This window comes from Streptomyces sp. NPDC048566, assembly GCF_043199735.1.
Taxonomy (GTDB): domain Bacteria; phylum Actinomycetota; class Actinomycetes; order Streptomycetales; family Streptomycetaceae; genus Streptomyces.
This window is the reverse complement of sequence record NZ_JBICWL010000012.1, coordinates 1-24,055: the sequence shown is the minus strand read 5'-3', so window position 1 is coordinate 24,055 and position 24,055 is coordinate 1. Positions and strand designations below refer to the sequence as shown.

The 24,055-nt window shown below is 73.9% G+C and carries 25 protein-coding genes; 15 read left to right on the top strand and 10 right to left on the bottom strand.

Annotated features, from left to right (window positions below):
- The first annotated feature begins 2 nt into the window (after nucleotides 1-2).
- The 3 genes from ACGFS9_RS19495 (at nucleotide 3) to ACGFS9_RS19485 (ending at nucleotide 1,793) form a co-directional block, all read left to right on the top strand.
- Nucleotides 3-656 carry a 3-oxoacid CoA-transferase subunit B gene (locus ACGFS9_RS19495; RefSeq protein WP_393254709.1) on the top strand — a complete coding sequence of 218 codons (654 nt, stop codon included), beginning with the start codon at nucleotides 3-5 and terminating at the stop codon, nucleotides 654-656.
- A 505-nt stretch (nucleotides 657-1,161) separates the two neighbouring features.
- Nucleotides 1,162-1,377, top strand: a complete 216-nt coding sequence (locus ACGFS9_RS19490; RefSeq protein ID WP_393254708.1) for a hypothetical protein — start codon at nucleotides 1,162-1,164, stop codon at nucleotides 1,375-1,377.
- Nucleotides 1,378-1,433: 56 nt separating this feature from the next.
- A complete protein-coding gene (locus tag ACGFS9_RS19485; protein WP_393254707.1) occupies nucleotides 1,434-1,793 on the top strand; it encodes a hypothetical protein in 360 nt (119 codons plus the stop codon).
- 90 nt (nucleotides 1,794-1,883) lie between these two features.
- On the opposite strand, the gene ACGFS9_RS19480 is transcribed toward ACGFS9_RS19485, so the two are convergent.
- Nucleotides 1,884-2,288, bottom strand: coding sequence for a VOC family protein (locus ACGFS9_RS19480; protein ID WP_393254705.1), 405 nt, complete (start codon nucleotides 2,286-2,288; stop codon nucleotides 1,884-1,886).
- A gap of 245 nt (nucleotides 2,289-2,533) precedes the next feature.
- On the opposite strand from ACGFS9_RS19480, the gene ACGFS9_RS19475 reads away from it, so the two are divergent.
- Together ACGFS9_RS19475 and ACGFS9_RS19470 are read left to right on the top strand one after the other, a co-directional pair.
- On the top strand, nucleotides 2,534-3,142 hold the full coding sequence (locus tag ACGFS9_RS19475) for a TIGR03086 family metal-binding protein (protein WP_393254703.1): 609 nt from the start codon (nucleotides 2,534-2,536) through the stop codon (nucleotides 3,140-3,142).
- A gap of 445 nt (nucleotides 3,143-3,587) precedes the next feature.
- Nucleotides 3,588-3,806 carry a hypothetical protein gene (locus ACGFS9_RS19470; RefSeq protein WP_393254702.1) on the top strand — a complete coding sequence of 73 codons (219 nt, stop codon included), beginning with the start codon at nucleotides 3,588-3,590 and terminating at the stop codon, nucleotides 3,804-3,806.
- A 140-nt stretch (nucleotides 3,807-3,946) separates the two neighbouring features.
- Here ACGFS9_RS19470 and ACGFS9_RS19465 read toward each other — a convergent pair whose 3' ends face one another.
- From ACGFS9_RS19465 to ACGFS9_RS19455, 3 genes are all read right to left on the bottom strand, one after another.
- On the bottom strand, nucleotides 3,947-4,468 hold the full coding sequence (locus ACGFS9_RS19465) for a ricin-type beta-trefoil lectin domain protein (RefSeq protein ID WP_393254701.1): 522 nt from the start codon (nucleotides 4,466-4,468) through the stop codon (nucleotides 3,947-3,949).
- Nucleotides 4,469-4,514: 46 nt separating this feature from the next.
- Nucleotides 4,515-4,970: a hypothetical protein gene (locus tag ACGFS9_RS19460; protein ID WP_393254700.1), complete on the bottom strand. Its 456-nt coding sequence runs from the start codon at nucleotides 4,968-4,970 to the stop codon at nucleotides 4,515-4,517.
- Between the two features lie 102 nt (nucleotides 4,971-5,072).
- A complete protein-coding gene (locus tag ACGFS9_RS19455) occupies nucleotides 5,073-5,474 on the bottom strand; it encodes a hypothetical protein (protein ID WP_393254698.1) in 402 nt (133 codons plus the stop codon).
- A 379-nt stretch (nucleotides 5,475-5,853) separates the two neighbouring features.
- Between ACGFS9_RS19455 and ACGFS9_RS19450 the strand changes: the two genes are divergently transcribed.
- The 3 genes from ACGFS9_RS19450 (at nucleotide 5,854) to ACGFS9_RS19440 (ending at nucleotide 10,752) form a co-directional block, all read left to right on the top strand.
- The gene (locus tag ACGFS9_RS19450) at nucleotides 5,854-9,084 is read left to right on the top strand and encodes a BTAD domain-containing putative transcriptional regulator (protein WP_393254696.1); all 3,231 of its coding nucleotides are present in this window, start codon (nucleotides 5,854-5,856) and stop codon (nucleotides 9,082-9,084) included.
- A gap of 148 nt (nucleotides 9,085-9,232) precedes the next feature.
- On the top strand, nucleotides 9,233-9,916 hold the full coding sequence (locus ACGFS9_RS19445; RefSeq protein WP_393254694.1) for a M15 family metallopeptidase: 684 nt from the start codon (nucleotides 9,233-9,235) through the stop codon (nucleotides 9,914-9,916).
- Nucleotides 9,917-10,206: 290 nt separating this feature from the next.
- Nucleotides 10,207-10,752: an RNA polymerase sigma factor gene (locus ACGFS9_RS19440; protein ID WP_393254692.1), complete on the top strand. Its 546-nt coding sequence runs from the start codon at nucleotides 10,207-10,209 to the stop codon at nucleotides 10,750-10,752.
- Between the two features lie 64 nt (nucleotides 10,753-10,816).
- Here ACGFS9_RS19440 and ACGFS9_RS19435 read toward each other — a convergent pair whose 3' ends face one another.
- Nucleotides 10,817-11,347 carry a hypothetical protein gene (locus ACGFS9_RS19435; RefSeq protein WP_393254690.1) on the bottom strand — a complete coding sequence of 177 codons (531 nt, stop codon included), beginning with the start codon at nucleotides 11,345-11,347 and terminating at the stop codon, nucleotides 10,817-10,819.
- Between the two features lie 37 nt (nucleotides 11,348-11,384).
- On the bottom strand, nucleotides 11,385-11,849 hold the full coding sequence (locus ACGFS9_RS19430; protein ID WP_393254688.1) for a hypothetical protein: 465 nt from the start codon (nucleotides 11,847-11,849) through the stop codon (nucleotides 11,385-11,387).
- Between the two features lie 189 nt (nucleotides 11,850-12,038).
- Here ACGFS9_RS19430 and ACGFS9_RS19425 point away from each other — a divergent pair, with 189 nt between their 5' ends.
- The 3 genes from ACGFS9_RS19425 (at nucleotide 12,039) to ACGFS9_RS19415 (ending at nucleotide 15,153) form a co-directional block, all read left to right on the top strand.
- Nucleotides 12,039-13,229, top strand: coding sequence for an NlpC/P60 family protein (locus ACGFS9_RS19425; protein ID WP_393254687.1), 1,191 nt, complete (start codon nucleotides 12,039-12,041; stop codon nucleotides 13,227-13,229).
- Nucleotides 13,230-13,484: 255 nt separating this feature from the next.
- Complete coding sequence (locus ACGFS9_RS19420; protein ID WP_393254685.1) at nucleotides 13,485-14,342, top strand: NUDIX domain-containing protein; 858 nt, start codon at nucleotides 13,485-13,487, stop codon at nucleotides 14,340-14,342.
- A 220-nt stretch (nucleotides 14,343-14,562) separates the two neighbouring features.
- Nucleotides 14,563-15,153 (top strand): hypothetical protein, encoded by a 591-nt coding sequence (locus ACGFS9_RS19415; RefSeq protein ID WP_393254684.1) that lies wholly within the window; start codon nucleotides 14,563-14,565, stop codon nucleotides 15,151-15,153.
- Nucleotides 15,154-15,430: 277 nt separating this feature from the next.
- On the opposite strand, the gene ACGFS9_RS19410 is transcribed toward ACGFS9_RS19415, so the two are convergent.
- From ACGFS9_RS19410 to ACGFS9_RS19400, 3 genes are all read right to left on the bottom strand, one after another.
- Nucleotides 15,431-16,246 carry a TlpA family protein disulfide reductase gene (locus ACGFS9_RS19410; RefSeq protein WP_393254682.1) on the bottom strand — a complete coding sequence of 272 codons (816 nt, stop codon included), beginning with the start codon at nucleotides 16,244-16,246 and terminating at the stop codon, nucleotides 15,431-15,433.
- Nucleotides 16,247-16,402: 156 nt separating this feature from the next.
- Nucleotides 16,403-16,999: a TetR/AcrR family transcriptional regulator gene (locus tag ACGFS9_RS19405; RefSeq protein WP_393254681.1), complete on the bottom strand. Its 597-nt coding sequence runs from the start codon at nucleotides 16,997-16,999 to the stop codon at nucleotides 16,403-16,405.
- 215 nt (nucleotides 17,000-17,214) lie between these two features.
- Complete coding sequence (locus ACGFS9_RS19400) at nucleotides 17,215-17,619, bottom strand: hypothetical protein (RefSeq protein ID WP_393254680.1); 405 nt, start codon at nucleotides 17,617-17,619, stop codon at nucleotides 17,215-17,217.
- 396 nt (nucleotides 17,620-18,015) lie between these two features.
- Between ACGFS9_RS19400 and ACGFS9_RS19395 the strand changes: the two genes are divergently transcribed.
- Nucleotides 18,016-18,447: an NfeD family protein gene (locus tag ACGFS9_RS19395; RefSeq protein ID WP_393254679.1), complete on the top strand. Its 432-nt coding sequence runs from the start codon at nucleotides 18,016-18,018 to the stop codon at nucleotides 18,445-18,447.
- A 3-nt stretch (nucleotides 18,448-18,450) separates the two neighbouring features.
- On the top strand, nucleotides 18,451-19,491 hold the full coding sequence (locus ACGFS9_RS19390) for an SPFH domain-containing protein (protein WP_393254677.1): 1,041 nt from the start codon (nucleotides 18,451-18,453) through the stop codon (nucleotides 19,489-19,491).
- A gap of 180 nt (nucleotides 19,492-19,671) precedes the next feature.
- On the opposite strand, the gene ACGFS9_RS19385 is transcribed toward ACGFS9_RS19390, so the two are convergent.
- A complete protein-coding gene (locus ACGFS9_RS19385) occupies nucleotides 19,672-20,457 on the bottom strand; it encodes an SAM-dependent methyltransferase (protein ID WP_393254676.1) in 786 nt (261 codons plus the stop codon).
- A 305-nt stretch (nucleotides 20,458-20,762) separates the two neighbouring features.
- On the opposite strand from ACGFS9_RS19385, the gene ACGFS9_RS19380 reads away from it, so the two are divergent.
- Entirely contained in the window at nucleotides 20,763-22,490 is a 1,728-nt protein-coding gene (locus tag ACGFS9_RS19380; RefSeq protein WP_393254674.1) for a RecQ family ATP-dependent DNA helicase, read from the top strand.
- Nucleotides 22,491-23,071: 581 nt separating this feature from the next.
- The gene (locus tag ACGFS9_RS19375; RefSeq protein ID WP_393254672.1) at nucleotides 23,072-23,905 is read left to right on the top strand and encodes a PIG-L family deacetylase; all 834 of its coding nucleotides are present in this window, start codon (nucleotides 23,072-23,074) and stop codon (nucleotides 23,903-23,905) included.
- Nucleotides 23,906-24,055 lie beyond the last annotated feature (150 nt).

Sequence of the window (24,055 nt, the reverse complement as noted above, 5' to 3'; positions counted from 1 at the left end):
CCATGCCGCTCGACCGTGACCAGCTCGCCGCCCGGGCGGCCCGGGAACTCCGCGACGGCCAGTACGTCAATCTCGGCATCGGCCTGCCGACCCTTATCCCGGGCCATGTACCGGCCGGGGTACACGTGGTGCTGCACGCGGAGAACGGCATTCTGGGCGTGGGCCCCTATCCGTACGCCGGCGAGGAGCACCCCGACCTGATCAACGCCGGCAAGGAGACGGTGACCGTCGCCGCGGGCAGCGCCTACTTCGACTCGGCCCTCTCCTTCGGCATGATCCGCGCGGGCCGGATCGACGTGTCGATCCTCGGCGCCATGCAGGTGTCCTCTCGCGGCGACCTCGCGAACTGGATGATCCCCGGGAAGACCGTCAAGGGCATGGGAGGCGCCATGGACCTCGTCCACGGCGCGGGCCGACTACTCGTCGTGATGGAGCACGTCGCGCGCGACGGCAGCCCGAAGATCGTCGAGGAGCTGAGCCTCCCCGCCACCGGCCGCCGCGTCGTGGACCGGATCATCACCGACCTCGCCGTCGTCGACATCACGCCCGAGGGCCTGCGGCTGGCCGAGACGGCGCCCGGCGTCGGGGTCGAGGAGGTCGTCGCGGCGACCGCGGCACCGCTCCTCGTCGACGAGGGGGTCCTCCCGGCGGCGTGAACTCCATCCGGCGGCGCGCCGGCCGGCTCGGGGAGGCCCGGACGACTCGGGCCGGGCGGTGCGCGGCGTGGAGCATCACGCGGGCCGGTGCTCCGCCAGGGGTGCCACCATCCTCCCGGCACAGCACGCACCGGCTCTCTCTATATCGCGGCTGGTGGTCCTGCCGTGAGAACCGAAGGTTGAGCGACGACAGGGCGGTACGGGAAGGCTCATATGCCCAGGTTCGCGGCGCAGCGACGGCGCCGCGAACCTGGCCGATGTGCTCTTTCCGCGGCACGGGTCGGCTGTACCGGTCGTCCGGCACGCGTGCGCGGCCCGGCAGCCCGGCCGTCGCCCGCTCGGGCGCGCTCCTGCCGGACCGCGGGATCGGCGTTAGCGTGAGGAAGGGACCCGGATACGGGCCCGGAGGCCGCCCGGCCGCCGCCCCGGTGTGCCGGGGTCCACGGGCACGTCCGTCCGCCGCCCGCGCCGGCGGACCGGCCGACCGGCGACGAAGGAGTTGCGCATGTCGAACAACTCGGTCGAGCGCTTCATGGCGGCCCTCGGCCCCGAGGACCGGAAATCCGTCGCCTCCGGATCGGCGGAGGAGCGGGCGCGTCTCGCCGCCGACTGGGAGCGGGAACTGGCAGGGGACGACGAGCTGGACGTCCTCGACGAGGTGTCCCCATCGGCCGCCGAGGCCGAGGCGGCGCGTCGGGTTCTCGGGCACGAAGGCGGCTAGCAGCTGTTGCGGGATCGCAGGGCAGTGGGGCCCTACGGGGCGGTACAGTCGCGTGCATGTCGAAGCCAGTGCTCCGTGCAGTTGAAGCGGGCGGTCGTACCGTGGACGATCCGACCGAGGAGGCTCTGCACGACCTGCTGTCCGAGATGAGCCTGTCGCACCGGTTTGTGATCCTGGAGAGGCTCGATCTTCAGCCTGCGGACCAGCATTACTTTCAGGTGTACCTGGACGACGACCTCGGTTACCGGGTCGAGTACCGCGAAGGCGGTGCGGACAAGCACCACCAGGCCCACGTCCCCAGGCTCCACGAAGTGTTCGGCCCGGAAGAGTCGACCGCCAGGCTGATGATGGACTGGGCTCACGATCGACGGGGATGGCGGGAGGCGTTGCCGTGGACCCCGATGCCTTCTCAGTGAAGGATCACAGCCACACGTTGATCACCGCGACCAGGACTGTCGCCGCGTAGCGGCAGGCCAGGTCCCTCCCTCACCCGGCCTGCCGCTGCCTCACGAAGCCGTCGATGTCTGCTGATGGCCGCCATAGGGCCGCGTGATGATCTCCATGCCGTGCCCGGCCGGATCCATGAAGTACAGGCCGCGCCCACCGTGATGGTGGTTGATCTCTCCAGGCTGCTTCAGATGCGGATCCGCGAAGTAGGCGATCCCCGCTTGCCGGATACGCGCGAAGGCCGCGTCGAACTCCTCGTCGGACATGAGGAAGGCGTAGTGCTGCATGACGATCGCCTCCGCCGGGACGACGGCGAAGTCCAGGGTGACCCCGTTGCCGGTGGCGACGGGAAGGAACGGGCCCCATTCGGTCCCGACCTCAAGCCCCAGCACATGCGCCAGGAACTCGGCCGACTCCCGGTTGTCCCGGGCGTGGATGATGGTGTGATTCAACTCGACTGACATGGGTGGAATGCCTCCGCAAGGCAATCTCACGGGCACCTCCATGCCTCACCCGGCCGGTGACCGACACGCGATGCCGTGCCCTTGATCCTAGGCAACACGCCGCACGGCGTCGACAGCGTTCCCGAACCGGCGACGCCCGAGCGGCACGGACGGGACGGCGACCGGGGTGGGCGGCAGGGGGCGTGACCCGGAGGGGTGACGCGTTTGTTCAAGACCGCCGCGCGCGGCCCTCGTACGGTCGGCGCATGGACGTGAACCAGCACAATCAACCCGTCGGCGCCCTTCTCGACGTCGCCGTGGCACGGGCCGTACGCGTTGTCGACGCCGTGACGGAGGCGGATCTGCACCGCCCGACGCCTTGCGCGGACTACGACGTGAAGGCGCTGATCAACCACCTGTCCCATGTGGTCGTGGAGTTCCGGAAACTGGCGGCGAAGGGGACCTCGGACTTCTCCAGCACGCCGGATCGCGTGAGTGAGGGGCCCGACTGGCGCGAGCGCTTCGCCGCCGACGCCCGCGCGCTGGCCGCCGCCTGGTCCCGCCCGGGCGCGGAGGACGGTCTGGCCGGAGCCATGAACATGCCGGCCCGGCTGGTCGCCTCGATGGCGCTGCTCGACCTGGTGGTCCATGCCTGGGACCTGGCACGTGCCATCGGTCGGGAGTACCGGGAGGACGACGCACTGGCACCCGTCCTCATCGAGCTCCTCGGCGCCGTGGCCGAGTTGGGGGACACCGCCCGGTCGATGGGCATGTTCGGCGCTGCCGTCGACGTACCGGAGGACGCCTCGCCCCTGCCCCGCCTGCTCGCGGCGACCGGCCGCGACCCGAACCCGACGGCCGTCGGGGCCAGGTGACCGGAGCCTGCCGGGCGTAGCCGTGTGGGGGCCCGCGATGCCCCGGTCTGGCGGGCCGTGTCTGCGGCGTGCGCTCACGGACCGCGCGCGGAAGGGGCTCTCCTCCGGACGTCGACGGCGCCCACGGGGTCACCGTTCCGCGCCGTCGCTGCGGCGCGTTCCCCACGCCATCGAGCGACCGGGAACCCTCGTGAGCGTCGCCCGACCCGCCTGACGCCGGCTTACCGTCGTCACTCTCGACGCGCCTGGCACCGGACGGCGGCCTTCCCGGCCGGGTCGGCATCCCACCGGACAGGGGTCGCCCACGGCATCCGCCGGGGCCGGCCGCGCCTCACCGTTCGCCCGACCGGAGTCCGCCGGTGCGAAGATCACGGTGACGGGCGCCGATATGCGGGAAGAGGTGCCGGGACGGGAGCAGCCGACGCGGAAGGCGGGGAACCGGCCAGTGGACGAACCGAACGGGCGCGACTGGTTGCGCATGACCCCGGAGAGCTTCGGCCACGACGCCGCACCGCAGACGGCCGTCGACGCGGCGGCGGTCCCCGCCGTGCCCGACGCCTGTGGGACGCCACCCCTGTTCGGCGAGGAACGGCCTCGAACCCGGCCGGCGGGCGGCGGGCGCCGCACTGCCGGGCAGCGGGCCCGGCAGGAGACCTTGTTCTGACGCGAGGGGCGCCCAGCCTGTGCAGCCGGACGGCAGCACGAGCGCTGTGGGCCGATGGGCACGGGCCGGGCGGCCGGTGCCCACCGGCACTGACCGGCGCTGGAGGGACTCTCCCCCGACGCCGGTCCGCCCGTCGCCGGTCAGCGCCAGGTCTGGTTGCGGTTGTAGGTGCACGCCAGCATGCGCAGGCCGTACTCGCTGTCGTCGAGGCAGAGTCCGGTGGCCTGGTTCTCGAAGCTCACCTGGTCGCCCCGCTTGTAGACCCACCAGCTCTGCTGCTGCGAGGAGTCGCAGGACCGGGTGTCCGGGTGGGCCCCGGCGCCGACCCCGCCGTAGATGCAGCGACCGGTGGAGACGTTGCGGAACTGGCGGGTGCCGTCCTCCTGCCACACCCGGATGCTCCAGTTCTGGAAATCGCTGCTGTTGCAGCCGAATCCCCGGAAGCCGTAGGGGAAGCTGTCGTCGAGGCAGCCGCCGGTCGCCATGTTGCCGTAGTGCTCGACCGCCTGAGTCGAGGCCGGGCTCGCCGGTGTCGTCCGGCCCCCGTCGGGCGACCGGGCCTCGGCGACGCCGGTCACGCCCGTCGCGAGGCAGGCGGCGGAGGCGAGGATGACGGCCGCCCGGCGCAGCAGCGGCCCGGACGTCGAATGCCGCAGGTTCATGGTGTTCCCTTTCCTGTGATGCGGTGACCTGACCGGGCCCGGTGCACTAGGGGTACTCGCAGTACACGGGGCCGGAGTCGGACTCGACGCGCACGCCGGGCACCGGGCCGTCGTTGGAACCGCCGCTGACGTACACGGCGCTCACCCAGCCGAGCCAGTGCTGCGGTGTGATGATCTCGACCCAGTAGTGGTTGTAGTAGGCGCCGTCGCTGACGCGGTCGCCCCAGCGCTGGCAGAACGCCTGCACGGTGACGTTGGTGAGCCGTTCCTGGGTGGCCAGTGGGCAGGTGATGCTCGCGCACTGGCGCACCCGCACTTGGCTGGCCCAGATGTGCACGGGCGACGTCGCGGAGGCGGCCTGTGCGGGAGCCGTGCGCACGGGCGACGCCGCGGTGGCGGCCTGCGCGGGAGCCGACAGAAGGCCCAGCACGGCGGTCAGGCCGAGCAGGGCGGCGCACAGCGCCCGCAGGGAGAACAGGCGGGTCGCGGACTTCGAGGACACAGGAGGTGCCCCTCTCGGTATCGGGGTCGGGTGGGTGACGCGTCGTCCGGGGGACGGCGTCCACGGGCGGCTCGTATGAGTCCGTGGTGCCGCCGCGTCGGGTCAGCGGCAGAACGCTCCGGTGGACAGGCCGGGCACCGGCTGGTCGTTGTCGCCGCCGCGGACGTACACCGCGCTGATCCAGCCGATCGGCCCGCCCGCGTTCACCTGCACCCACCAGTTGTTGCGGTACGGGCCGTCCACCACCTCGGTGCTCTGCCGCTGGCAGAAGGCCGTCACCCACCGCTTGCCGATCTGGGCGCCCTGGATGGGCGGGCAGGCGGCGGAGACCCCGGGGCAGTCCCGTACGTTCACGCCGGTGGCCCAGACGTACAGCTGGACGTCGGTGGTGCTCGCCCGGGCCGGGGTGGGGAGCAGCAGGGGCAGGGCCGCGGCCGTCGCGACGGCCGCGGCGAGAACGGCTCGCCGCAATGATCGCGCCGCGGTGCGCAGGCTTGTCGTCATCGTCGTCTCCTCTGACTGGGTGACTCCTCGTCACCGGGGTGACGGGGCCCGTGCGGGGCCCGTATGAGCGGCAGGCGTCGACGGCCGGGGGTGGCGCCCGATGCCGGCGGCGACGGCACCGCGAGAGCCCGCTGCGGGCGGCGGCAGGGTGTCGGGGCTTTCGCCGACGGTGTGCCGGCCGGCCCTGCACGACCTGGAACCGGCCAAAGCGTTCCGGGGCCGGGCGACGGCGAGAGCGTTCCCGGCACCGTCCCGCCCGGGTTCCGTCGCGGCCGACCGCTCGAAACCGGACAGCGGACCGGCCGGCGGGGCCGTCCGGACCGGGCCTGCGGATATCGTTGTCGGGCCTGACGCGCGGATCGATGCTTGCCGGGGAACGATGATCGAAGTGCGCCTGCTGGGGCCGGTCGAGGTGTGGGACGACGGGACCCGACGCCTGCCTCTGGGCGGGTCCCGCCCCGTCGCGCTGCTGTCCGCGCTCGTCGTCCACCGGGGCGAGGTGCTGTCCACCGCGCGGCTGGTGGACCTCGTCTGGGAGGAGCGCGTCCCCGCGACGGCGGGCGCCCTGGTCGCCTCGCACGTCGCCGCCGCACGGCGCGCCCTGGCGGCGGCGGACGCCGCCACCGCGATCCGCACCCGGGCTCCCGGCTACCTCGCGGACCTCTCCCCCGACCAGGTCGACGCGTACCGGTTCGAGGGCCTGCTGGGGGCCGGCCGGCGGGCGGAGGAGGAGGGGCGGGACACCGAGGCGCTCGCGCTGCTCTCCGACGCCGTCGGGCTGTGGCGCGGACAGGACGCCCTGGAGGGGGTCACCCAGTCCTTCGCGCGGATCGAGGCGGCCCGGCTGAAGGAACTGCGGCTGGTCGCGCTGGAACACCTCTACGCGCTGCGGCTGAGGATGGGGCACGACGGCGAGGTCGTCGCCCCGCTGCTGTCCCATGTCGCCGCACATCCGCTGCGCGAACGGGCGCGCGCGCAGCTGATGACCGCGCTGTTCCGGGTCGGCCGGGCGCCGGACGCGCTGCGGGTCTTCCAGGAGGGCCGCGACATCCTTCGCTCCGACCTCGGTCTCGACCCCGGGCCCGAACTGCGCGCGCTGCACCTCGCCGTGCTGCGCAACGATCCCGGGCTCGCCTCAGGAGTGCTCTCGGCGCAGGACGTCCCGGTGTCAGCCCCCTCCGGCGGCCCGCCCGGCGGGGCGAGGGCCTCCGGTTCCGGGCGGTCGCCGGTCGACGCCGCTCTCCCGGAAACCGGCGGTCCGCCCGCCCCGGAATCGGCGCCCGGGCACCGCTCCACCCCGCCCGGCGTCGGCGGCCGGGCGGTCCGTCCGCCCTCCCATCTCCCGCCGGACGTCGCCGACTTCGTCGGCCGGGCGCACCAGGTCGGCTGGCTCACCGGTCTGCTCGACCAGGCGAGCGAACCGGACCGGACCGCGCCCCCCGTCGCCGTCGTCTCCGGCCGCCCCGGCATGGGCAAGACCGCGCTCGCCGTGCACGCCGCCCACCGCGCGGCGCACCTCTTCCCCGACGGCCGCCTCTTCCTCGACCTGCGCGCCTCCGACAGCACTCCGCTCAGCACCGCCGACGCCCTCGCCCGGCTGCTCCGCGCGCTCGGCGTCGATCCCGAGCCCGTCTCCGGGACCGACGACCTGCTCGGCCTCTACCGGACGCACGCCGCGGGCCGCCGCATGCTGCTGATCCTCGACAACGCCCCCGGTGAGGCCGGGCTGCGCCCGCTGGTGCCGCCGGGATCGGGTTCCGCCGTGCTGATCACCAGTCGGCGGCGGCTGACGGCACTGGAGGGCGCGGTCCACCTGGACCTGGCGGTGCCGGGACCCGACGAGGCACGGCACCTGCTGAGCACGGTCGCCGGCCGCGGCGGCCCGTCCACCGGTCCCGACCATCTCCACGAGATCGTCGCACTCTGCGGCCAGCTCCCCCTGGCCCTGCGGATCGCGGGCGCCCGGCTGGCCGCACGGCCTCACTGGGGTGCGGGACGGCTCGCCGCACGCCTGCGCGACGAACGCCGACGGCTGAACGAACTGCGCGTCGGCGACCTGGAGGTGCGCACCAGTCTCGAACTCGGCTACCGGGAACTGGATCCGCCCGAGCGTAGGGCCCTGCGCCGCCTCGCCCTGCTGGACCTGCCGGACTTCGCCGCCTGGATCGCCGCGCCGCTCCTCGGCGTCGACACCGACGAGGCGGAGGAGACGGTCGAACGGCTCGTCGACTGCCACCTCATCGAGGCGCTGGGCGTCGACGGCACCGGTGAGAACCGGTACCGCATCCACGACCTGGTGCGGGAACACGCCCGCGAACACTGCCTGACCGAGGACAGCCCGGACGAACGCGACGAGGCGGTCCGGCGGTTGGTCGCCTGCTGGCTCACCCTCGCCGATCGCGCCGCCGTCCAGGGCCCCGGCGGGGTCTCCTGGCTGATGCCGCAGCCCGACCCCGAGGCGCCGGTGGACCCGGAGGTCCAGGAGCGGCTGCTGCACCGGCCCGCCGCCTGGTTCGCCGCCGAACAGGACTGCCTGGTCGCGGCCGTCCACCACTGCGCGGCCCACGGCATGACCCGCGCCGCGCGCGATCTGGCCGGGGCCCTGATAGCCAGTTCCGCGGCGCTGTACAACCAGTTCGACGTTTGGGCCCAGTCGCACGCCGTCGCCCTGGACGCGGTGCGACGCGAGGGGGACGGCGAAGGTGAGGCGTGGCTCCTCGTCGGACTGGGGCAACTGCGCTACGAGCAGGACCGGTTCGAGGAGGCGTATGTCTGCCTCTCGCGTGCGCGGCAGCTCTTCGACGACCAGACGCCCGCTCCGGGCGGCACCGAGGGGGCATGGGGCGACGCGGCGCGCGACGCGCTGCGGGGCAGCGCCACCGCCCTCGTCGGCATCGGCACCATCCGCCGTGAACAGGCCCGGTTCGGCGAGGCTTCCGAGGCGCTGACCGCCGCGCTGGAGCGGTACGAGACGCTCGGCGACGACGCCGGCTCGGCACGTACCCTGTACGGGATCGGCTACGTCGACCGCGAGCAGGGGCGGGGCGCCCGGGCCCGGGAGGCGCTGGCCCGGTCCCTGGAGCTGTTCCGCAGGGTCGGCGACCACCAGGGCGAGGCCCTCACGCTGCGGTCGATCGCCCTCTGCGACCGGGCGTGCGGCGCCTTGTCCGAGGCCACCGGCCTCCTCGAACGAGCGTTGCGCCTCTTCACCGCGCTGGACGACTCCTTCGGACTCATGTACACCGAACAGGCTCTGGCCAAGGTCGAGTTGCGGCAGGGCCTGCTGGACCGATCGGACGAGCGGCTCGTCCGCTGCCTGGAGGTGGCCCGGGAGCGGCAGGACCGCTTCGGCGAGGCGCTGGTGCTGCGCACGCGCGGCGAATGGCATCTCGCCTGCGCGGACCCGGACGGCGCCGAGGCACCGCTGCGCGAGTCGCTCGCCCTCTGGGAGCGCCTCGCCCTGCCGCTCTGGCGGGCCCGCACCCTGCGCGATCTCGCCGAGGTGCACGCCGCGCACGGTGACCGAGCCGCCGCCACGGAGGCGCACCGCCAGGCGCACACCGCGTTCCGGGCCCTCGGCAGCAGGGAGGCGTGGGAGAAGCGGGGCTGAAGGCGCGCCATCGGAGGAGGGCGAGCGCGGCGCCGGCAGGCCCGTACCGACCCGCCCCGGCAGCCCGGCCGGGCACCTTCTCGCCCGCGAACAGACCCTTGCAGAGCATCTGCAGAGGTTTTGCAGAGCCGCCCGGCACCATCGGTGCGTGACCGACATCATCATGCTCTCCGATCCGCGCGTGGCGGCCGTCCCGCTGGACGACTGCGCCGAACCGCTCGTCGACCTCCGGGAGGACTCCGGGCTCCTGCTCGACGACCGGAAGGCGGACCGGCTCGGCGCCTGGGCGCTGACCCGGTCCGGTGTCCATCGCAGGCTGCTCCGGGCGCAGCGCGCCCTCCCGACCGGGACGCGGTTCCTGGTGATCGAGGGGTACCGGCCGCCCGCCCTCCAGCGTTCCTACTTCGAGGCGTACTCGGCGAGCCTGTGGGCCACCCGCCCCGAGGCGCCCCCTTCCCGGATCAGGGACCTGGCCAGCGCCTACGTCTCGCCGCCGGAAGTGGCCCCGCACGTCAGCGGTGGGGCGGTCGACCTGACGCTGTGCACGGAGGCCGGCGTCGAACTCCCCCTGGGCACCGCGGTGAACGCGACTCCCGAGGAGAGTGACAACGCCTGTCGTACGCAGGCGTCGAACATCGACGCCACCGCCCGCGCCCACCGTGAGGTGATGTGCCGGGCGCTGGCGTCCGCAGGGTTCGTGAACTATCCGACGGAGTGGTGGCACTGGTCCTTCGGAGACCGCTACTGGGCGCTCCTGTCCGGCCGGCGGGCCGCCCGCTACGGACCCGTCGAACGGCCGGGCGCCACCGGGGAGTTCGGCGCACCGGCCTGAGCCTGCGCTCGGGGCCCGGCACCGAACGCGGTGAAGGGGGCGGCCGGACGCCGGGAGGCCCGCAGGCGGGCGACCCGCAGCCGGTCGGCGCCTTCGGTCGGCGGCACACGCGGCGGCGCGACACCCGACCGCCTCCCGCGACCGCGCGAAGCCGTCCTCTTCCGTGATGTTCCGTCGAGACCGTCCGCTTCGACTCGCACGACCGGCCGGCGCAGTGCGTGCCGACCGGACACAGCAACTGCCCGCGCCGACGGACCGGCGGCACCGCGGGCTCATGGGGGAAACGTCCGATGAACCGTACCGAGACCTGCGACACCGGAATCGACCGTCCACGCGGCGGCATGAACCCGGCCGAGTTCGACGCCGCCTTCACCGAGGCCATGCCCCGGCTGCGCCGGCGCCTGCTGGCCCTCACCGGAAATCCGCACGACGCGGACGACCTGCTCCAGGACACCTACCTGCGGCTCTCCCGCCGGGCGAGGGGCAGCACGCTGACCGCCCAGCAGCACCCGTACGCCTACGCCGCGGCGACCGCGCGGAACCTGCTGCGGGACTCCTGGCAGCGGCCGTCCCGCCGCGAGACGGCCACCGACCGGCTGCCCGAACCCGGCTGGGACGGCGGCGTCGAACGCTGCGAGGCCCGGTGCGCGACGCTGGCACTGCTCGCCCTGCTCTCGCCGAAGGAGGCCGCCGCGGTGATCCTGGTGGACCTGGAGGGGCTCAGCCACGACGCCGCGGCGGAACGGCTCGGCGCGCACCGGGGCACGGTGCAGCGCAACCGGATGCGCGGACTCGCCAAGATGCGGGCGGCACTGGCCGGAGCCCGCACCCGCTGACGCGGGCGCGACGCGTAGGGGGCGGGGCACCGGGCCCCGCCCCCTGTGGCGTTTCGAGTCCGCGTCAGCAAGCGGCGTCCGCGGGCAGACCCGCGTAGGCGTCGCCCTTCAGGTAGACCGCGCTCGCCCACCCCTCGGTGAAGCCGATCCAGACGTCGTTGGTGTAGCCGTGGTCCCGGATGGTCTCCCCGTGGGTCCAGCACAGGGCGTCGGTACGGGTCTCCCCCGCCCGGATCCTGTCGAAGGCCCGGGAGGAGGTGGTGGGCGACGTGCGGATGTTGACGGTCTCGTACGCCGTGACGCTGTAGGGACCGAACGCCCGGACGCCCGGCGAGGCACCCGGCGCGAAGGTCCCGCTTCCTCCGGTCGCCCCGGTCGTGCCGGCGCAGGCGACTGCGGCCGTTCGCCGCCCGCAGGCGGCCGGGGCGGCGGAGCCTGCCGGGAGGTTCCCGTCGGTGGTTCGGGTGACGTGGTGAAGGCCGGACGGAGTGGCGGCCTGCGCACCCGCCGTGGGGGCGATGACGAGCAGGAGGGACGTCGCGGCGACGGCGGCGGGAGCCGCGAGGGAGCGGCGGAGGGAGGACGGACGGGGCACGGTGGTCTCCTGACGTGGTGGGCGGGACGCGGACGGTTCAGACACAGCTGTCGGGGCCCGGGACGCCGGGAACGGGCTGGTCGTCGGCGCCGCCGCGGACGTACACGGCGCTGATCCAGCCGACCCGCCCGTGCGCCGCGACCTCGACCCAGTAGACGTTCCGGTACGGCCCGTCCACGACGCGGTCGCCGAGGGCCTGGCAGTAGGCGGCGACGTACTCCCGCCCCAGCCGCACGCCGGTGGGCCGGCACACCTCCGTCACCCGCGGGCACGGACGCAGGTTGACGCCGGTCGCCCAGACGTACACCTGGTAGGGCGCGTCCGGGGCCCGGGCCGCGGCTCCGGACGCGGACGGGAAGGACGCGGCGGCGGGATCGGCGACGGCGGTGGGGGCGGCCAGCAGCATGCCGGCCAGCGCCGCCGCGGAGGCGCCGGCGGCCCGGCGGCGCAGGGCGGAACGGGATCGGGGCGGGGTGGTGGTCGGCGGCCCGGAAATGGCCATCTCGTGTCCCTCGGTCGTCGGACGGGGAGCCGCACGCGGACGGATACGGGCGGTCGACGCCGTACCCGGCGGGGCATGCGGGGGACGGCCGGGGACCGGCTCCGATATGAGTCCACCTCCCCCTTCACACCTGTGATGTAGGTCACACGCCGGTGGTCATATCGGTGCCCTCTCAGCCCGGTCCCCGGGATGACACGCAGTCAACGGAGGAAGTGCACCGTGAAGACCACCATCAGCACGCACCGCGCCGCCGCCCGCTCGTCGGCCGCCGTCGCCGCAGCCCTCGCCCTCTGCGCGGCGCTGCCCGTGACCGCGCACGCGGCAACGGCCACTCCGCGCTCCGCCCAGGCCGCCTGCGCCGTACTCGCCCCGGGTGCCTCGGCCACCGGTGAGGCCGCGGTGCGCGCCGCGTGCGGCCAGCTCGGCGTCTGGTACAGCTGGGGCGGCGGCCACGGCGCGACACCGGGCCCCACGTACGGGTACTACGACGGCTCCGACCCCGACAGCCTCCACGACGGCGAGCGCAGAGGCTTCGACTGCTCCGGTCTCGTCCGCTACGCCTACGCCCAGGCGACGGGCCGCGACCTGCTCAACGGCACGTCCGACGACCAGTTCCACACGACGCACGCCGCCGCCAGGTTCTCCGCGGCGCAGGGCTCGGCACCCCTCCTGCCCGGCGACCTGATGTTCTGGGGCAGCGGGCACATCCACCACGTCGCCCTCTACATCGGCGGCGGCCAGATGGTGGAGGCCTACGAGTCGGGAACGCACATCAGGGTGGCCCCGGTGCGGACCGGCGGGGACTACGCGGGCGCCGTCCGCATCGACGGCTCCGGCACGGTTCCGCCCCCGCCCGCCGACGGCGGCACCACCTTCGAGACCTGGGGCACCCGGGTGCGCACGCACTCCGCGCCGCGAGTCGGCGCGTCGGTCGTGGACACCTTCCCCGGCCCCACACAGGTGTCGGTGATCTGCCAGCAGCACGCCGAGAAGGTCACCGCGGACGGCTACACCAACGACATCTGGTCCCGGCTGTCCGACGGCTCGTGGCTGACGAACATCTACATCAAGGGCCCGGCGTCGCTTCCGGGCGTCCCGGACTGCGGCGGCACCTCCACCCCTCCGCCCAGCGGCGGCAGCACGGCCTTCCAGACCTGGGGCACCAGCGTGCGCACCCACACGGAGGCCAACGTGAACGCGGCCGTCGTCGACTACTTCCCGCAGCCCACCACCGTCAACGTGACCTGCCAGGCCCACGCCCAGACGGTGACGGCCGACGGCTACACCAACGACGCCTGGTCCCGGCTGACGGACGGCTCGTGGATGACCAACATCTACATCAAGGGCCCGGCGTGGCTGCCCGGAGTGCCCACCTGCTGACACGGGTGCACCGAGGCACGGTGGCACCGCCGGACGGGGGATCCGGCGGTGCCACCGCGCCGTCGGGACGGGGCGGGCTTCCCCCGGCGACGGCGCGGTGGTCCGCGGGCCGCGACCACGGGACGGCCGCCGGGCACGGACTCCGGCGAAGCCTGGCCGGACGGGCGGCCTTGACGCCGGCCTGCCCGCCCGAACCCGGCACGGCCCGGCGGGACTTCTGGCAGCCTGCCGCCCATCAACGGTCAGGAGGACCCCATGGCGGACACGGCCGACGGCCCGCGGGAACACCGCCTGCGACTGGCACCGCGCGCCTACGACCAGGTGGAGGCGGGGCGCAGGACGATCGACGTGCGCGTCGCCACGGACCGGACCGCGGGCATCGCGGCGGGAGACACGATCGTCTTCCACGAACGGGGCGGCCGGGAACTCGACATCGCCGTCGGGAGGGTCACCCCGTACACCTCCTTCGAAGCCCTGCTGGACACCGAGGACGCCGGCCGCATCGACCCCGACGCGACCCGCGACGATCTGCTCGGCGCCCTGCGCGCGGCCTTTCCGCGCGACAGGGAGGCACTCGGTGTGCTCGCCGTCGCCTTCGACCACCGCCCCGTCCGGCCCGGCCGCCGGTTCCCGGTGGAACCGTCCCGGTACCTGGAGACCCTTCCGCGGCACACGGTCTACGCCGCGCTGTACCTCCGCGACGCGCACGACCGGCCCGTCCTGCTGCGCTCGGTCCACGGAACGAGGCCCTGGCAGTTCCCGGGCGGCGACCTCGACGCTGGGGAGGACCCGCTGCGCACAGCCCGACGGGAGACGCGTGAGGAGACCGGGCTCGACCTCGGCGGGGAGGCGCCGAGGCTGCTCCTGACGCATTACCTGACGTCGGGCCCGGCATCGCGCCTCGCCAAGGTGGGCTTCGTCTTCGACGGAGGGAGGCTGACCGCCGACCGCCTTCGCTGCGTCCGCCTCGACCCGGGCGAACACGACATGTGGGCCGTCCACGACCTGGCCGCGTGGCGGGCCCTGGCGACACCGCGGGAGTTCGCCCGCCTGCACGCCGTCGAACAGGCCCGGCGCGGCGAGGGACCCGCCTACCTCGTCACGCACGCCTGACCGCGGCGAGCGTGCGCGCCGGAGGCACCGCGGCGCATGCGGCCCGACGCCCGGCGGTCGCGGACGGGCACGGCCCGGCTCGGCTCGGCTCGCGTGTCCCGGGCACGACGCCAGGCAGCCGGGCGCCGGGGCGTTGAACCCCGCCGGAGTCCGCCGCGTTGGAGTCCTTCACCAAGGGAGGCCGCCCAGACCCCCACCGGACACGCGCGGAGGCACCACGATGCCAGAGCACGACTCCTCCGGTTCCTCGTCACGGGACGAGGAACTACCCGCCTACGAGGGCCACACCCCCGACCCGCTGGCCTTTCTCGACCCGGAGTCGCGAGGGCTCCAGGAGTCGATCGATCGGGGCCACCACCCGGGAACGGCCCGCGGCGGCTCCTGGGCCGCCGACGCCCGGCCGCCGGCGTACGAGGGTTCACCCAACCCGCTGACCTTCCTCGATCCCGAGTCCAGGGCGCTCCAGGCCGAGATCGCCGGCGGCCGGATCGGTCCCGTGTCCGGCAGCCACCCGGCCGGGCCGCCGGCCTACGACGGCACACCCAATCCCATCGCCTTCCTCAGCGCGGAGTCGCGCGAGCGGCAGGCCCGGATCGAGGCCGGAGACGTCGGACAGGTGGCCGTTTCCAACTGGCAGCTTCCGCCGGAGACCCGGGCGCTGATGGCCCAGTACGGGCAAGCGAACCAGGCGCGACCGCCGGCTCCGGCACCGGCTCCGGAGCAGCGGCGCCGACGCGAGGGCCACGGCGGCTCGTCCGCGCAGGGACGGTCGAGCCACGGCGGCAAGAAGTCCGGCGGGCGCAGGAAGTAGACGGGCTCCGGGTGTGCGGCCCGGGGCACCGGTCCGCACACCCACCCGGAACCCGGACGGCCGTGACACCGGGCCGAGGCCGCCGACCGGTCACCGCCGGAGACCGCGGGCCCGGGCCCGCGCCGAGGAGGATCGGCACACCCGCCCGCACCCGGTTCGTCGCCGGGTTCTCCACCTCCCCTTCCGGCGCATCGTGCTCGGGAACGACCCCGGCGACTGCCGGACTCCTCCCGCTCGGTCGCCACTCGGAAGGCCACCGCCGTCCCGTGCGCCGCCGTCAGACCAGCAGGGCGACCACGCCGGCAGCGATCGCGCAGACGCCCAGAGCCGCCGCCGCGGCAGCGGGGCCGCGCCGGTCCGCGGGCAGGCGCGTGAAGAGCCGCGAGAGCGAGCCGAGGACGGCGAGCGGGGGCGCGGCGCGCCAGATATCGCGGCCGGTCCTGCTCCCCGCGGCGGCGACGACGCCCGGGAGGTGCCCGACGGCGCGTAGGAGCGGCCTCGCCATGGCCCGGCTGCGGCCGTGGGCGGCTCCGCCGGACGCGGCTTCCTCCAGGGCTCGGAGCAGGGCCGGTTCGTCGTTGGCCCAGTGGGCGCGGAAGGTGATGGTCCCGGTCGCGTCCACGAGGTAGGCGGAGTTCGGTTTGGGGGTGAAAGCGCGGTGCAGGGAGCCGTCGATGTCGTCCACGGCGACCTCGAAGGGGATGGCGTGGTGGTCCCGCAACATCCGTGCGTGCCGGTGCTTCTCGGCGGCGGTGGCCGGCTGCCCGATCGTCTGGCCGGGGTGGGCCTCCCTGGTGTTGACCAGCACGAAGCGGACGTCCTCCGCGAACCGCGCGTGCAGGCGCTTGAGGACGGGGACGGCGCTCTCGGTGACCGGGCAGGTGCGCGAGCCGAAGACCAAGAGCACCGGCCCGCCGAGCGCGCGGGAGGCGAACCGTCCTCCGTCGAGGGTGGGCAGGTCGAAGTCCGGCAGGCTGCTTCCGGGGCCGAGTGCGTTCCGGCCGAAGGTCATGTCGTCGATCAGCAGACGGGTCCGGAAGCGCTCGAAGCGGTACTCCCGGCCCTCCGTGCGAGCGGGTGACGGCGTGTGCATGCGTTCTCCTCGGTTGGAGTGACAACTCCCACTTGACCGTTCGGTCAAATGAAAGGGCGGCGGATGGGACGGCACGGGGCGGTCAAAGGAACGGCCGGATGCGGGGCATCGGCGCCGGAGGGGGGCTCCGGGGCGGGATCCGGGGAGCGGGTCGCGTCAGCCGGCGGGGGTCTGGATCAGGGTGCGGACGGCCGCCGTGGCCTCGACCACGAGACTCGGCCGGTCGTACGCCTTGGCCATGAGGGTGATGCCCTGAAGGTAGGCCAGTGCGCGCAGGGCCGCCACGTCCGGGTCCACACCGGCGGGCAGATGCCCCCGCAGCGCGGCCTCGGCCACGGCGTCGCGGAAGTACCGCTGCCAGGCGGTCAGGATCTCGGCGATCCTGGCCGATGCCGCACCCGGCCGGCCGGAGAGTTCGAGGGCGAGGTTGCCGACGGGGCATCCCGGCACAGCGCCCGTGAGGTCCCTGGCTGCGGTGAGCATGCCGGCGAATCCTCCGATGAAGGCGTCGATCCGCTCCAGCGGCGGGAGTTCGTCGCCGAAGGACTCGTCGAGAAGGACTTCGAGGAGTTCCCAGTTCGCGTCGAGCACGGCGAGCCCGACGGCCTCCTTGGACGGAAAGAAGTGGTAGAGGCTCCCCCGGTGCACCCCGGCCTCGCGGCACAGGTCCCCGATGCCGACGTCGGCGTACGAGGAGCCGTGGATCAGCGCGCGAGCCGTCCGTACGAGGCGCGTGCGGGTGTCGTCGGCCATCGGCCCTCCACTTGACTGATCGGTCAACCGTAGGGGCGAGTTGACCGTTCGGTCAAGTGAGGGACACGGTCCGCATGCGTACCCGGAGTCGGATCGGCCGGGCCCGGGAGAGCGACGACGCGAGCCATCGCGTCCCGAGCGGCTCTCTCGGACGGGGTGGAGTGAAGGCGTCACCCTGCGCACCGCACCGGCGCACACGGCGCCGCCGACGCGCGTCAGTCCAGCCTGGCGCCCGCGGACCGCAGCCGTTGCCGCCAGGCCCCCATCCGCGCCGCGGCGCCACCGTTGAGCAGCGCGTCGACGGTTCCCGCGGACCGGGGTGCCTCGGACCGCCGGCGGCCCACCAGCTTCTCCTGCCCCGCGCTGGGCGCGGGGGACTGCTGCGCGGGACGCCCAACGAGGTCGTAGGTCCGCCCGCCGACACGGACGCGCAGCGTACCGAAGCGGGTCAGGCGGCCGACCACCTCGCGCGGATCGACCTGGAAGACGACGTTCAACGCCCTGTCGTGCGCCCGGAGTTCACGGGGCTCCGGGACGAGGACCACCGGCTCGCAGCGCGACCCCCGCCACAGACTGCGCCGCCAGTAGGCCAGTTCCGCATGCTGCTCAACCCCGTTCACGCGGCACATCATGGCACGTGAGGCCGTCCACGCCGCGGGGCACCCCACTTCCCTCTCCCCCGCCGCGGAAAGGACGAGCCGCGCCCCGCACAGCCGGGAGCAGGCGGGGCACCCGCGCACCGACCGGACGGAACGGCGCGGCCGGACACGCGCACGAGACCCGGCTCCCGTGGCGCAGGAGGTGCCGGGCGGCCCCCTGCCCGGCCCCCCACCCGGTCGAGGGAGAGAAAACCGCCGGTCACCGCGGAACGAATGTATGCATTTCATTCGTTTTATCCTGTACTTCCCTTTCGTGCGTGATACTCGATAGTGACGGGCGGATGCGAGCCGGCCTCCGGAAGGGCCGGTACCGCAGGCTCGTCCACCCACCCGTCGACGCAGGTGGCAGGAGGGGCCATGGACCCGTGGCTGATCTGGCTCGTCGTCGCGGCGGCGCTGGCCGTCGCGGAGATCTTCACCCTCACCGCCGCCCTGGGCATGCTGAGTCTGGCCGCACTCGTCACCGCCGGGTCGGCCGCGATCGGCGCCCCGCCGGCCGTGCAGTTCCTCGTCTTCACCGTCTCCGCCGTCGTCAGCGTGCTGTTCGTCCGGCCCGCGGTGCTGCGGCGGGCCTCCACTCCGCCCCGGGTCCGGTTCGGCGTGGACGCGCTCGTCGGCCGCAGCGCCTATGTCGTCGCGGAGGTGTCCGCACGGGGCGGCAGGGTCCGGATCGGCGGCGAGGAGTGGACGGCCCGCTCCTACGACGAGGCCCTGGTGATCCCCGCCGGCTCGACCGTCGACGTCATGGAGATCAGTGGTGCCACCGCAATCGTCTACCCCCAGGGGTGAGCCATGGAAGTCTCGGCGCTTCTCGTCGCGGGCCTGGTCATCGCGCTGTTCGCCGTCTTCACCGTCGTACGGGCCGTGCGCATCGTCCCCCAGGCCCGTGCGCGCAACGTGGAGCGGCTCGGCCGCTACCACCGCACGCTGACCCCCGGACTGAATGTCGTCATCCCGTACATCGACCGCGTGTATCCCGTCATCGACCTGCGCGAACAGGTCGTCTCCTTCCGACCGCAGCCCGTGATCACCGAGGACAACCTGGTCGTGGAGATCGACACGGTCCTCTACTTCCAGGTCACCGACCCGCGCGCGGCGGCCTACGAGATCGCCAGCTACCTCCAGGCGGTCGAGCAGCTCACCGTCACCACCCTGCGCAACGTCGTGGGGTCCATGGACCTGGAGAAGGCCCTCACCTCGCGGGACACGATCAACAACCAGCTGCGCGGCGTGCTGGACGAGGCCACGGGCAAATGGGGGCTGAGGGTCAACCGGGTCGAGATCAAGGCCATCGACCCGCCGCAGTCCATCAAGGACGCGATGGAGAAGCAGATGCGGGCCGAACGGGACAAGCGGGCCGCGATCCTCGGTGCCGAGGGACAGCGGCAGTCCCAGATCCTCACCGCCGAAGGCGACAAGCAGGCCGCGGTGCTCCGCGCGGAGGGCAACCGCACCGCCGAGATCCTCAAGGCCGAGGGGCAGTCGCGGGCCATCGACGAGGTGTTCCAGGCCGTCCACCGCAACGACCCCGACCCGAAACTGCTCGCGTACCAGTACCTCCAGACCCTCCCCCAGCTCGCACAGGGCCCCGGGAGCACCTTCTGGGTGATCCCCGGCGAGGTGACGGCCGCGCTCCAGGGCGTGTCCCGGGCGTTCGGGGAGGCGCTGCCCCGGTCACCGGCCACACGCGAGGCGTCCTCGGAGGACCGGGCCGCTCAGGCCGCCGACGACGCGGCGCAGGCGGCCGAGGCCGCAGCCGAAGCGCTCGCCGACGCCGCGGAAGCCGACGCAGCACCCGGCACCCTCCCCGCCGGGCCGCCGTCCGTCGACTGAGCCCGCGCGCGAGCGGGACCGGCCGCGCGCGGGCTCCCGTCCGGGACCGGTTGGGCGGCAGGCGCCACCCGGGTCCCGTCGGCGCCTGCCGGAGACCTGCGCCCCCTCCCCCGTCGCGTGCGGCGTTCGCGCCGGGCCGTACCGCGCGGGGGTCACGGTGCCATCGTCCGGCCCGCGCCGCTACGGCACGCGGGCGACGCCGACGTAGAACCCGCTCGGCTCCGCCGGCGGGCCCGGTGCCTCCCGGAACCAGCGGGTGGCCGTCACCAGACCGGGAGCCACGAGTTCCAGTCCGTCGAAGAACGGCTCCACCTCGGACCGGGTGCGCATGCGCAGCGGGATCTCGCCCTTGCGGTAGGTCGCCGTCACCGAGCGCACCAGGTGCGGATGTTCGTCGGTGGTGCCGTGCGAGAACATGAGGTGGCTGCCCGCGGGCAGCGCGTCGAGGAGTGTGCGGGTGAGCCCGTAGGGATCCTCCTCGTCGGTGATGAAGTGCATCAGCGCGATCATCGACAGGGCGACCGGGCGGTCGAAGTCCAGGAAGGCCCGCGCGTGGGCGAGGATGGCGTCGGGACGGCGGACGTCCCCCTCGACGTAGTCGGTGGCTCCCTCCGGGCTGCTGACGAGGAGGGCCTCCGCGTGGCGGAGCACGATCGGGTCGTTGTCGACGTAGGCGATCCGGGCCGCGGGCAGGATGTCCTGAACGATCTGGTGCAGATTCGGCGCGGTGGGGATGCCGGTTCCTATGTCGAGGAACTGGTCGATGCCCTGGCCGGCCAGCCAGGCCGCGGCGCGCTGCATGAACGCCCGGTTGCGCATCGCGTTGAGCCGCGCCTCCGGTGGAAGCCGTTCCGCGACCGCCTGATCGACGGGGTAGTTGTCCTTGCCGCCCAGCAGCCAGTCGTAGACGCGCGCCGGGTGGGGCCTGCTCGTGTCGATCCTCCCTCCGGAGGACTGCGCCGCCATGTCTGCCTCCAACCGGGCTGGACCGAGGACCACTTCACCGGGCCGCGAGCACGCCCGGTGCCGAGGCCGCGAGGACCCCGCGAGTATGGCACCGGCCCCGCGGACGGACGGGCGGACCGGCCCTCGTACTCCCGCTGACCGCGCGCTTCCGGCCACCGCGCTCCACGCCGCGACCCCGACCGTGGGGCCGCGGCGACCATGCCGTCAGGACACGAGTCGGCAACTCCCCGCGAAAGGGCCGTTTCCCCGACGGGGCGGGGGTACACGGTCGCGGAGTCCCACTCGAGAACGGCGTCAGGAGTGCCATGCGTGTCAAGGTCGGCTTCCTCAGGACCAGGTCACTCAGAAGGCGCCTGCGCGTCTGCGCGCTGGAGGTGTTCGGCTGGGAGCGCCTGCGTCCCTCCCAACTCGACGCCATGACGGCCGTGATGGAGGGCAAGGACACCGTCGTGGTGATGCCGACGGGCGCCGGCAAGTCCGCCGTCTACCAGGTGCCGGGGGTGCTGCTGGAGGGGCCGACCGTCGTGGTCTCCCCCCTCATCGCCCTGCAACGGGACCAGGTCGCCCACCTCACCCGCATCGAGGGGTCCGACGCCTCCGCCGTGAACTCCGCCCAGCGCGCGCGGGACAACGAGGCGGTCTGGCAGCGGGTGCGCGAGGGCGCCCTGGACTTCCTCTTCGTGTCGCCCGAGCAGCTCGCCAAGGACGAGGTGGTGGAGCAGATAGCGGCGGCGGGGCCCGCGCTGATGGTCGTCGACGAGGCGCACTGCGTGTCCACCTGGGGCTACGACTTCCGGCCCGACTACCTGTCGCTGAACCACGTCCGCGACCGCATCGGCGGTCCCCCGCTGCTCGCCCTGACGGCCAGTGCAGCCGCACCCGTTCGAGCCGACATCGTGGAACGGCTCGGCATGCGCCGGCCGCACCAGGTGATCGCGGGATTCGACCGCGCCAACATCACGCTGGAGGTCGTCCGCCACCGGGACGCCGCGGGCAAGCGGCGGTGGGTCGTGGAGCGGGCGGCGGCCGAGGCCAAGCCGGGCATCGTCTACGTCGGGACGCGCCGGGAGGCCGAGGAGTACGCCGCGGACCTGACGGAACTCGGCTTCGACTCCGCCGCGTACCACGCGGGGATGCCGTCGGCCGAGCGTTCCCGGACCCACGACCGCTTCCAGGCCGGCGAACTGGACGTCGTCGTCGCGACCTCGGCGTTCGGCATGGGCATCGACAAGCCCGACATCCGTTTCGTGCTCCACGCCTCGGTTCCCGGCTCCCTCGACAGCTACTACCAGGAGATCGGCCGGGCGGGCCGTGACGGGCAGCCGTCCCGGGCCATCCTCGCCTACCGGCCGGAGGACCTCGGCGTCCAGCGTTTCCGCACCGGCGCGCGCCCCGATCCGGACGTGCTGGCCCGGATCGTCGACGCGGTGCGCGAGGGCTCGGGGCCGGTCACCGCCACCCGCCTGCGCGAACGCACCGGACTCTCCCAGACCGCACTCACGTCCATGCTGCACCTGCTGGAGGAGGCCGGAGCGCTCACGACGCGCGGACGCGAGGGAATCTCGGCGGTGCCCGGCGCCCGGCGGGACAGCTGTGTCCAGGAAGCCCTGCGCATCGCCTCGGCCCGCGTCGACCTGGAACGGTCCCGGGTGGAGATGATGCGCGCCTACGCCGAGACCACCGGATGCCGCCGGCGCCACATGCTGGGCTACTTCGGTGAGACCCTGGCGGCGGACGGCTGCGCGGGCTGCGACACCTGCGACCGCACACGGGAACCGGCGCCTGCCGGCGACGACGTCCTGTCCGGCACCGGCACCGCGCCCGCGCCGCGGGAGACCGAGGCCGCCGACGACGCCTTCCCGCCCGGGACGCGGGTCGAGCACAGCAGCTGGGGCCGGGGCGACGTCATGAACCAGGAGGGCGACAAGATCACCGTCCTCTTCGAGAGCGTCGGCTACCGCACCCTGTCCCTCCCCGCCGTCCACTCCCGCGGCCTGCTGACCGCCGTGCCGGCCGCGGTGGCCGGCGGCTGACCCCGCGTACGGTCCCGCCGTCGACGCTCACCGCGACGCGGCGGCGGAGGAGGCGGGCCGACCGAGCCGGGCACCGGCCTCCCGTGCTCGCCCGGTGCGCCGGCCCGGTGCCGGAGCCCTGTGCCCGCCGGGGACGCCGGTCGGGTGCCGCACACGGTCTCGCGGGCGGCCCTCGTACGACCTTGCGGGACCGGCGAGGAGGCCGCCGGGGACGGCGCCCTGCCCACGCGGGCGGCGAGCGGAGATCCGGGCGCGCCCGCCACCGGTTCCGCCGAACGTCGGCACCCACCTCACCGGGCCCACCGGGCCCACCGGGCCCACCGGCGCGAGCATCCCGGGTCCCGGCGGCCGGCAAGGCCAGGGCCACCTTCCGCCTGATCGCGCCACCGCGGCCTCCGGCCGGACCGTCCCGCCCGCAGGTCGCGTCGCCGAGCGTCACCCGCCGCCGTCGTAGGGTGGCGTCGGAGTACGTCCCCGTCGAGCCGGCGCGACACGTCCGCTCTGCGGTCCCCGGGGGCGTCCGCCCGCACATGCCTGCCGAGGACTCGGGCCACGGCCCACTCACACTGGAGGACGGTTTCATGAACGACGGGCCCTTGACGCTCATGGCGGTGCACGCCCACCCCGACGACGAGGCGACCGGAACCGGAGGCGTGCTCGCGCGGTACGCCTCCGAAGGGGTGCACACCGTCCTGGTGACCTGTACCGACGGTGCCTGCGGCGACGGGCCCGGCGGCGTGAAGCCCGGCGATCCCGGCCACGACCCGGCGGCCGTCGCCGCGATGCGGCGTGAGGAACTCGCGGCCAGCTGCGAGGTCCTGAAGATCGGCCGGTTGGAGACACTGGACTACGCGGACTCCGGGATGATGGGCTGGCCGGCCAACGACGCGCCCGGCTCTTTCTGGAGGACGCCGGTGGACGAGGCGGCGGCCCGCCTCGCGGACCTGATGCGCCGCCACCGGCCCGACGTCGTCGTCACCTACGACGAGAACGGCTTCTACGGACACCCCGACCACATCCAGGCCCATCGGATCACGATGGCCGCTCTGGCCATGATCGAGTGGGCACCGAAGGTGTACTGGACGACGGCGCCCCGGTCGATGATGCAGCGCTTCGGTGAACTCATGCGCGAGTTCGACGCGGACTGGCAGGAGCCGAGCCCCGAGGAGGCCGCCGCGATGGCGGAGATCGGGCTCCCGGACGACGAGATCACCACCTGGGTGGACACCACGGCGTTCGGCGGCCAGAAGTTCGACGCGCTGGCCGCGCACGCCAGCCAGGGCGAGAACATCTTCTTCCTGAAGATGGGGCAGCAGCGGTTCACCGAACTCATGGGCGTCGAGACGTTCGTGCGCGTCCAGGACGGCACCGGGGCGGCCCTGCCCGAAACCGACCTCTTCGCCGGCCTGCGCTGACCCACCGCACCACGTTCCACCGGCCCGGGGGGGGGGGGGGGGCCCCCGCCCCCCCCCCCCCCCGGCGGGCGCCCCCCCCACCGGCCCCCGCTAGGGGTGGGGGGGGCGCGCGGAGACACCCACACCCGAGACCCCGGGGGGCACCACCCC

What these genes read in the sequence shown, in the direction of transcription:
- ACGFS9_RS19495 (WP_393254709.1), top strand. Translation starts at nt 3, where the DNA reads ATGCCGCTCGACCGTGACCAGCTCGCCGCCCGGGCGGCCCGGGAACTC.
- ACGFS9_RS19490 (WP_393254708.1), top strand. Translation starts at nt 1,162, where the DNA reads ATGTCGAACAACTCGGTCGAGCGCTTCATGGCGGCCCTCGGCCCCGAG.
- ACGFS9_RS19485 (WP_393254707.1), top strand. Translation starts at nt 1,434, where the DNA reads ATGTCGAAGCCAGTGCTCCGTGCAGTTGAAGCGGGCGGTCGTACCGTG.
- ACGFS9_RS19480 (WP_393254705.1), bottom strand. Translation starts at nt 2,288, where the DNA reads ATGTCAGTCGAGTTGAATCACACCATCATCCACGCCCGGGACAACCGG.
- ACGFS9_RS19475 (WP_393254703.1), top strand. Translation starts at nt 2,534, where the DNA reads ATGGACGTGAACCAGCACAATCAACCCGTCGGCGCCCTTCTCGACGTC.
- ACGFS9_RS19465 (WP_393254701.1), bottom strand. Translation starts at nt 4,468, where the DNA reads ATGAACCTGCGGCATTCGACGTCCGGGCCGCTGCTGCGCCGGGCGGCC.
- ACGFS9_RS19455 (WP_393254698.1), bottom strand. Translation starts at nt 5,474, where the DNA reads ATGACGACAAGCCTGCGCACCGCGGCGCGATCATTGCGGCGAGCCGTT.
- ACGFS9_RS19450 (WP_393254696.1), top strand. Translation starts at nt 5,854, where the DNA reads ATGATCGAAGTGCGCCTGCTGGGGCCGGTCGAGGTGTGGGACGACGGG.
- ACGFS9_RS19440 (WP_393254692.1), top strand. Translation starts at nt 10,207, where the DNA reads ATGAACCGTACCGAGACCTGCGACACCGGAATCGACCGTCCACGCGGC.
- ACGFS9_RS19430 (WP_393254688.1), bottom strand. Translation starts at nt 11,849, where the DNA reads ATGGCCATTTCCGGGCCGCCGACCACCACCCCGCCCCGATCCCGTTCC.
- ACGFS9_RS19425 (WP_393254687.1), top strand. Translation starts at nt 12,039, where the DNA reads ATGACACGCAGTCAACGGAGGAAGTGCACCGTGAAGACCACCATCAGC.
- ACGFS9_RS19420 (WP_393254685.1), top strand. Translation starts at nt 13,485, where the DNA reads ATGGCGGACACGGCCGACGGCCCGCGGGAACACCGCCTGCGACTGGCA.
- ACGFS9_RS19415 (WP_393254684.1), top strand. Translation starts at nt 14,563, where the DNA reads ATGCCAGAGCACGACTCCTCCGGTTCCTCGTCACGGGACGAGGAACTA.
- ACGFS9_RS19410 (WP_393254682.1), bottom strand. Translation starts at nt 16,246, where the DNA reads ATGCACACGCCGTCACCCGCTCGCACGGAGGGCCGGGAGTACCGCTTC.
- ACGFS9_RS19405 (WP_393254681.1), bottom strand. Translation starts at nt 16,999, where the DNA reads ATGGCCGACGACACCCGCACGCGCCTCGTACGGACGGCTCGCGCGCTG.
- ACGFS9_RS19395 (WP_393254679.1), top strand. Translation starts at nt 18,016, where the DNA reads ATGGACCCGTGGCTGATCTGGCTCGTCGTCGCGGCGGCGCTGGCCGTC.
- ACGFS9_RS19390 (WP_393254677.1), top strand. Translation starts at nt 18,451, where the DNA reads ATGGAAGTCTCGGCGCTTCTCGTCGCGGGCCTGGTCATCGCGCTGTTC.
- ACGFS9_RS19385 (WP_393254676.1), bottom strand. Translation starts at nt 20,457, where the DNA reads ATGGCGGCGCAGTCCTCCGGAGGGAGGATCGACACGAGCAGGCCCCAC.
- ACGFS9_RS19380 (WP_393254674.1), top strand. Translation starts at nt 20,763, where the DNA reads ATGCGTGTCAAGGTCGGCTTCCTCAGGACCAGGTCACTCAGAAGGCGC.
- ACGFS9_RS19375 (WP_393254672.1), top strand. Translation starts at nt 23,072, where the DNA reads ATGAACGACGGGCCCTTGACGCTCATGGCGGTGCACGCCCACCCCGAC.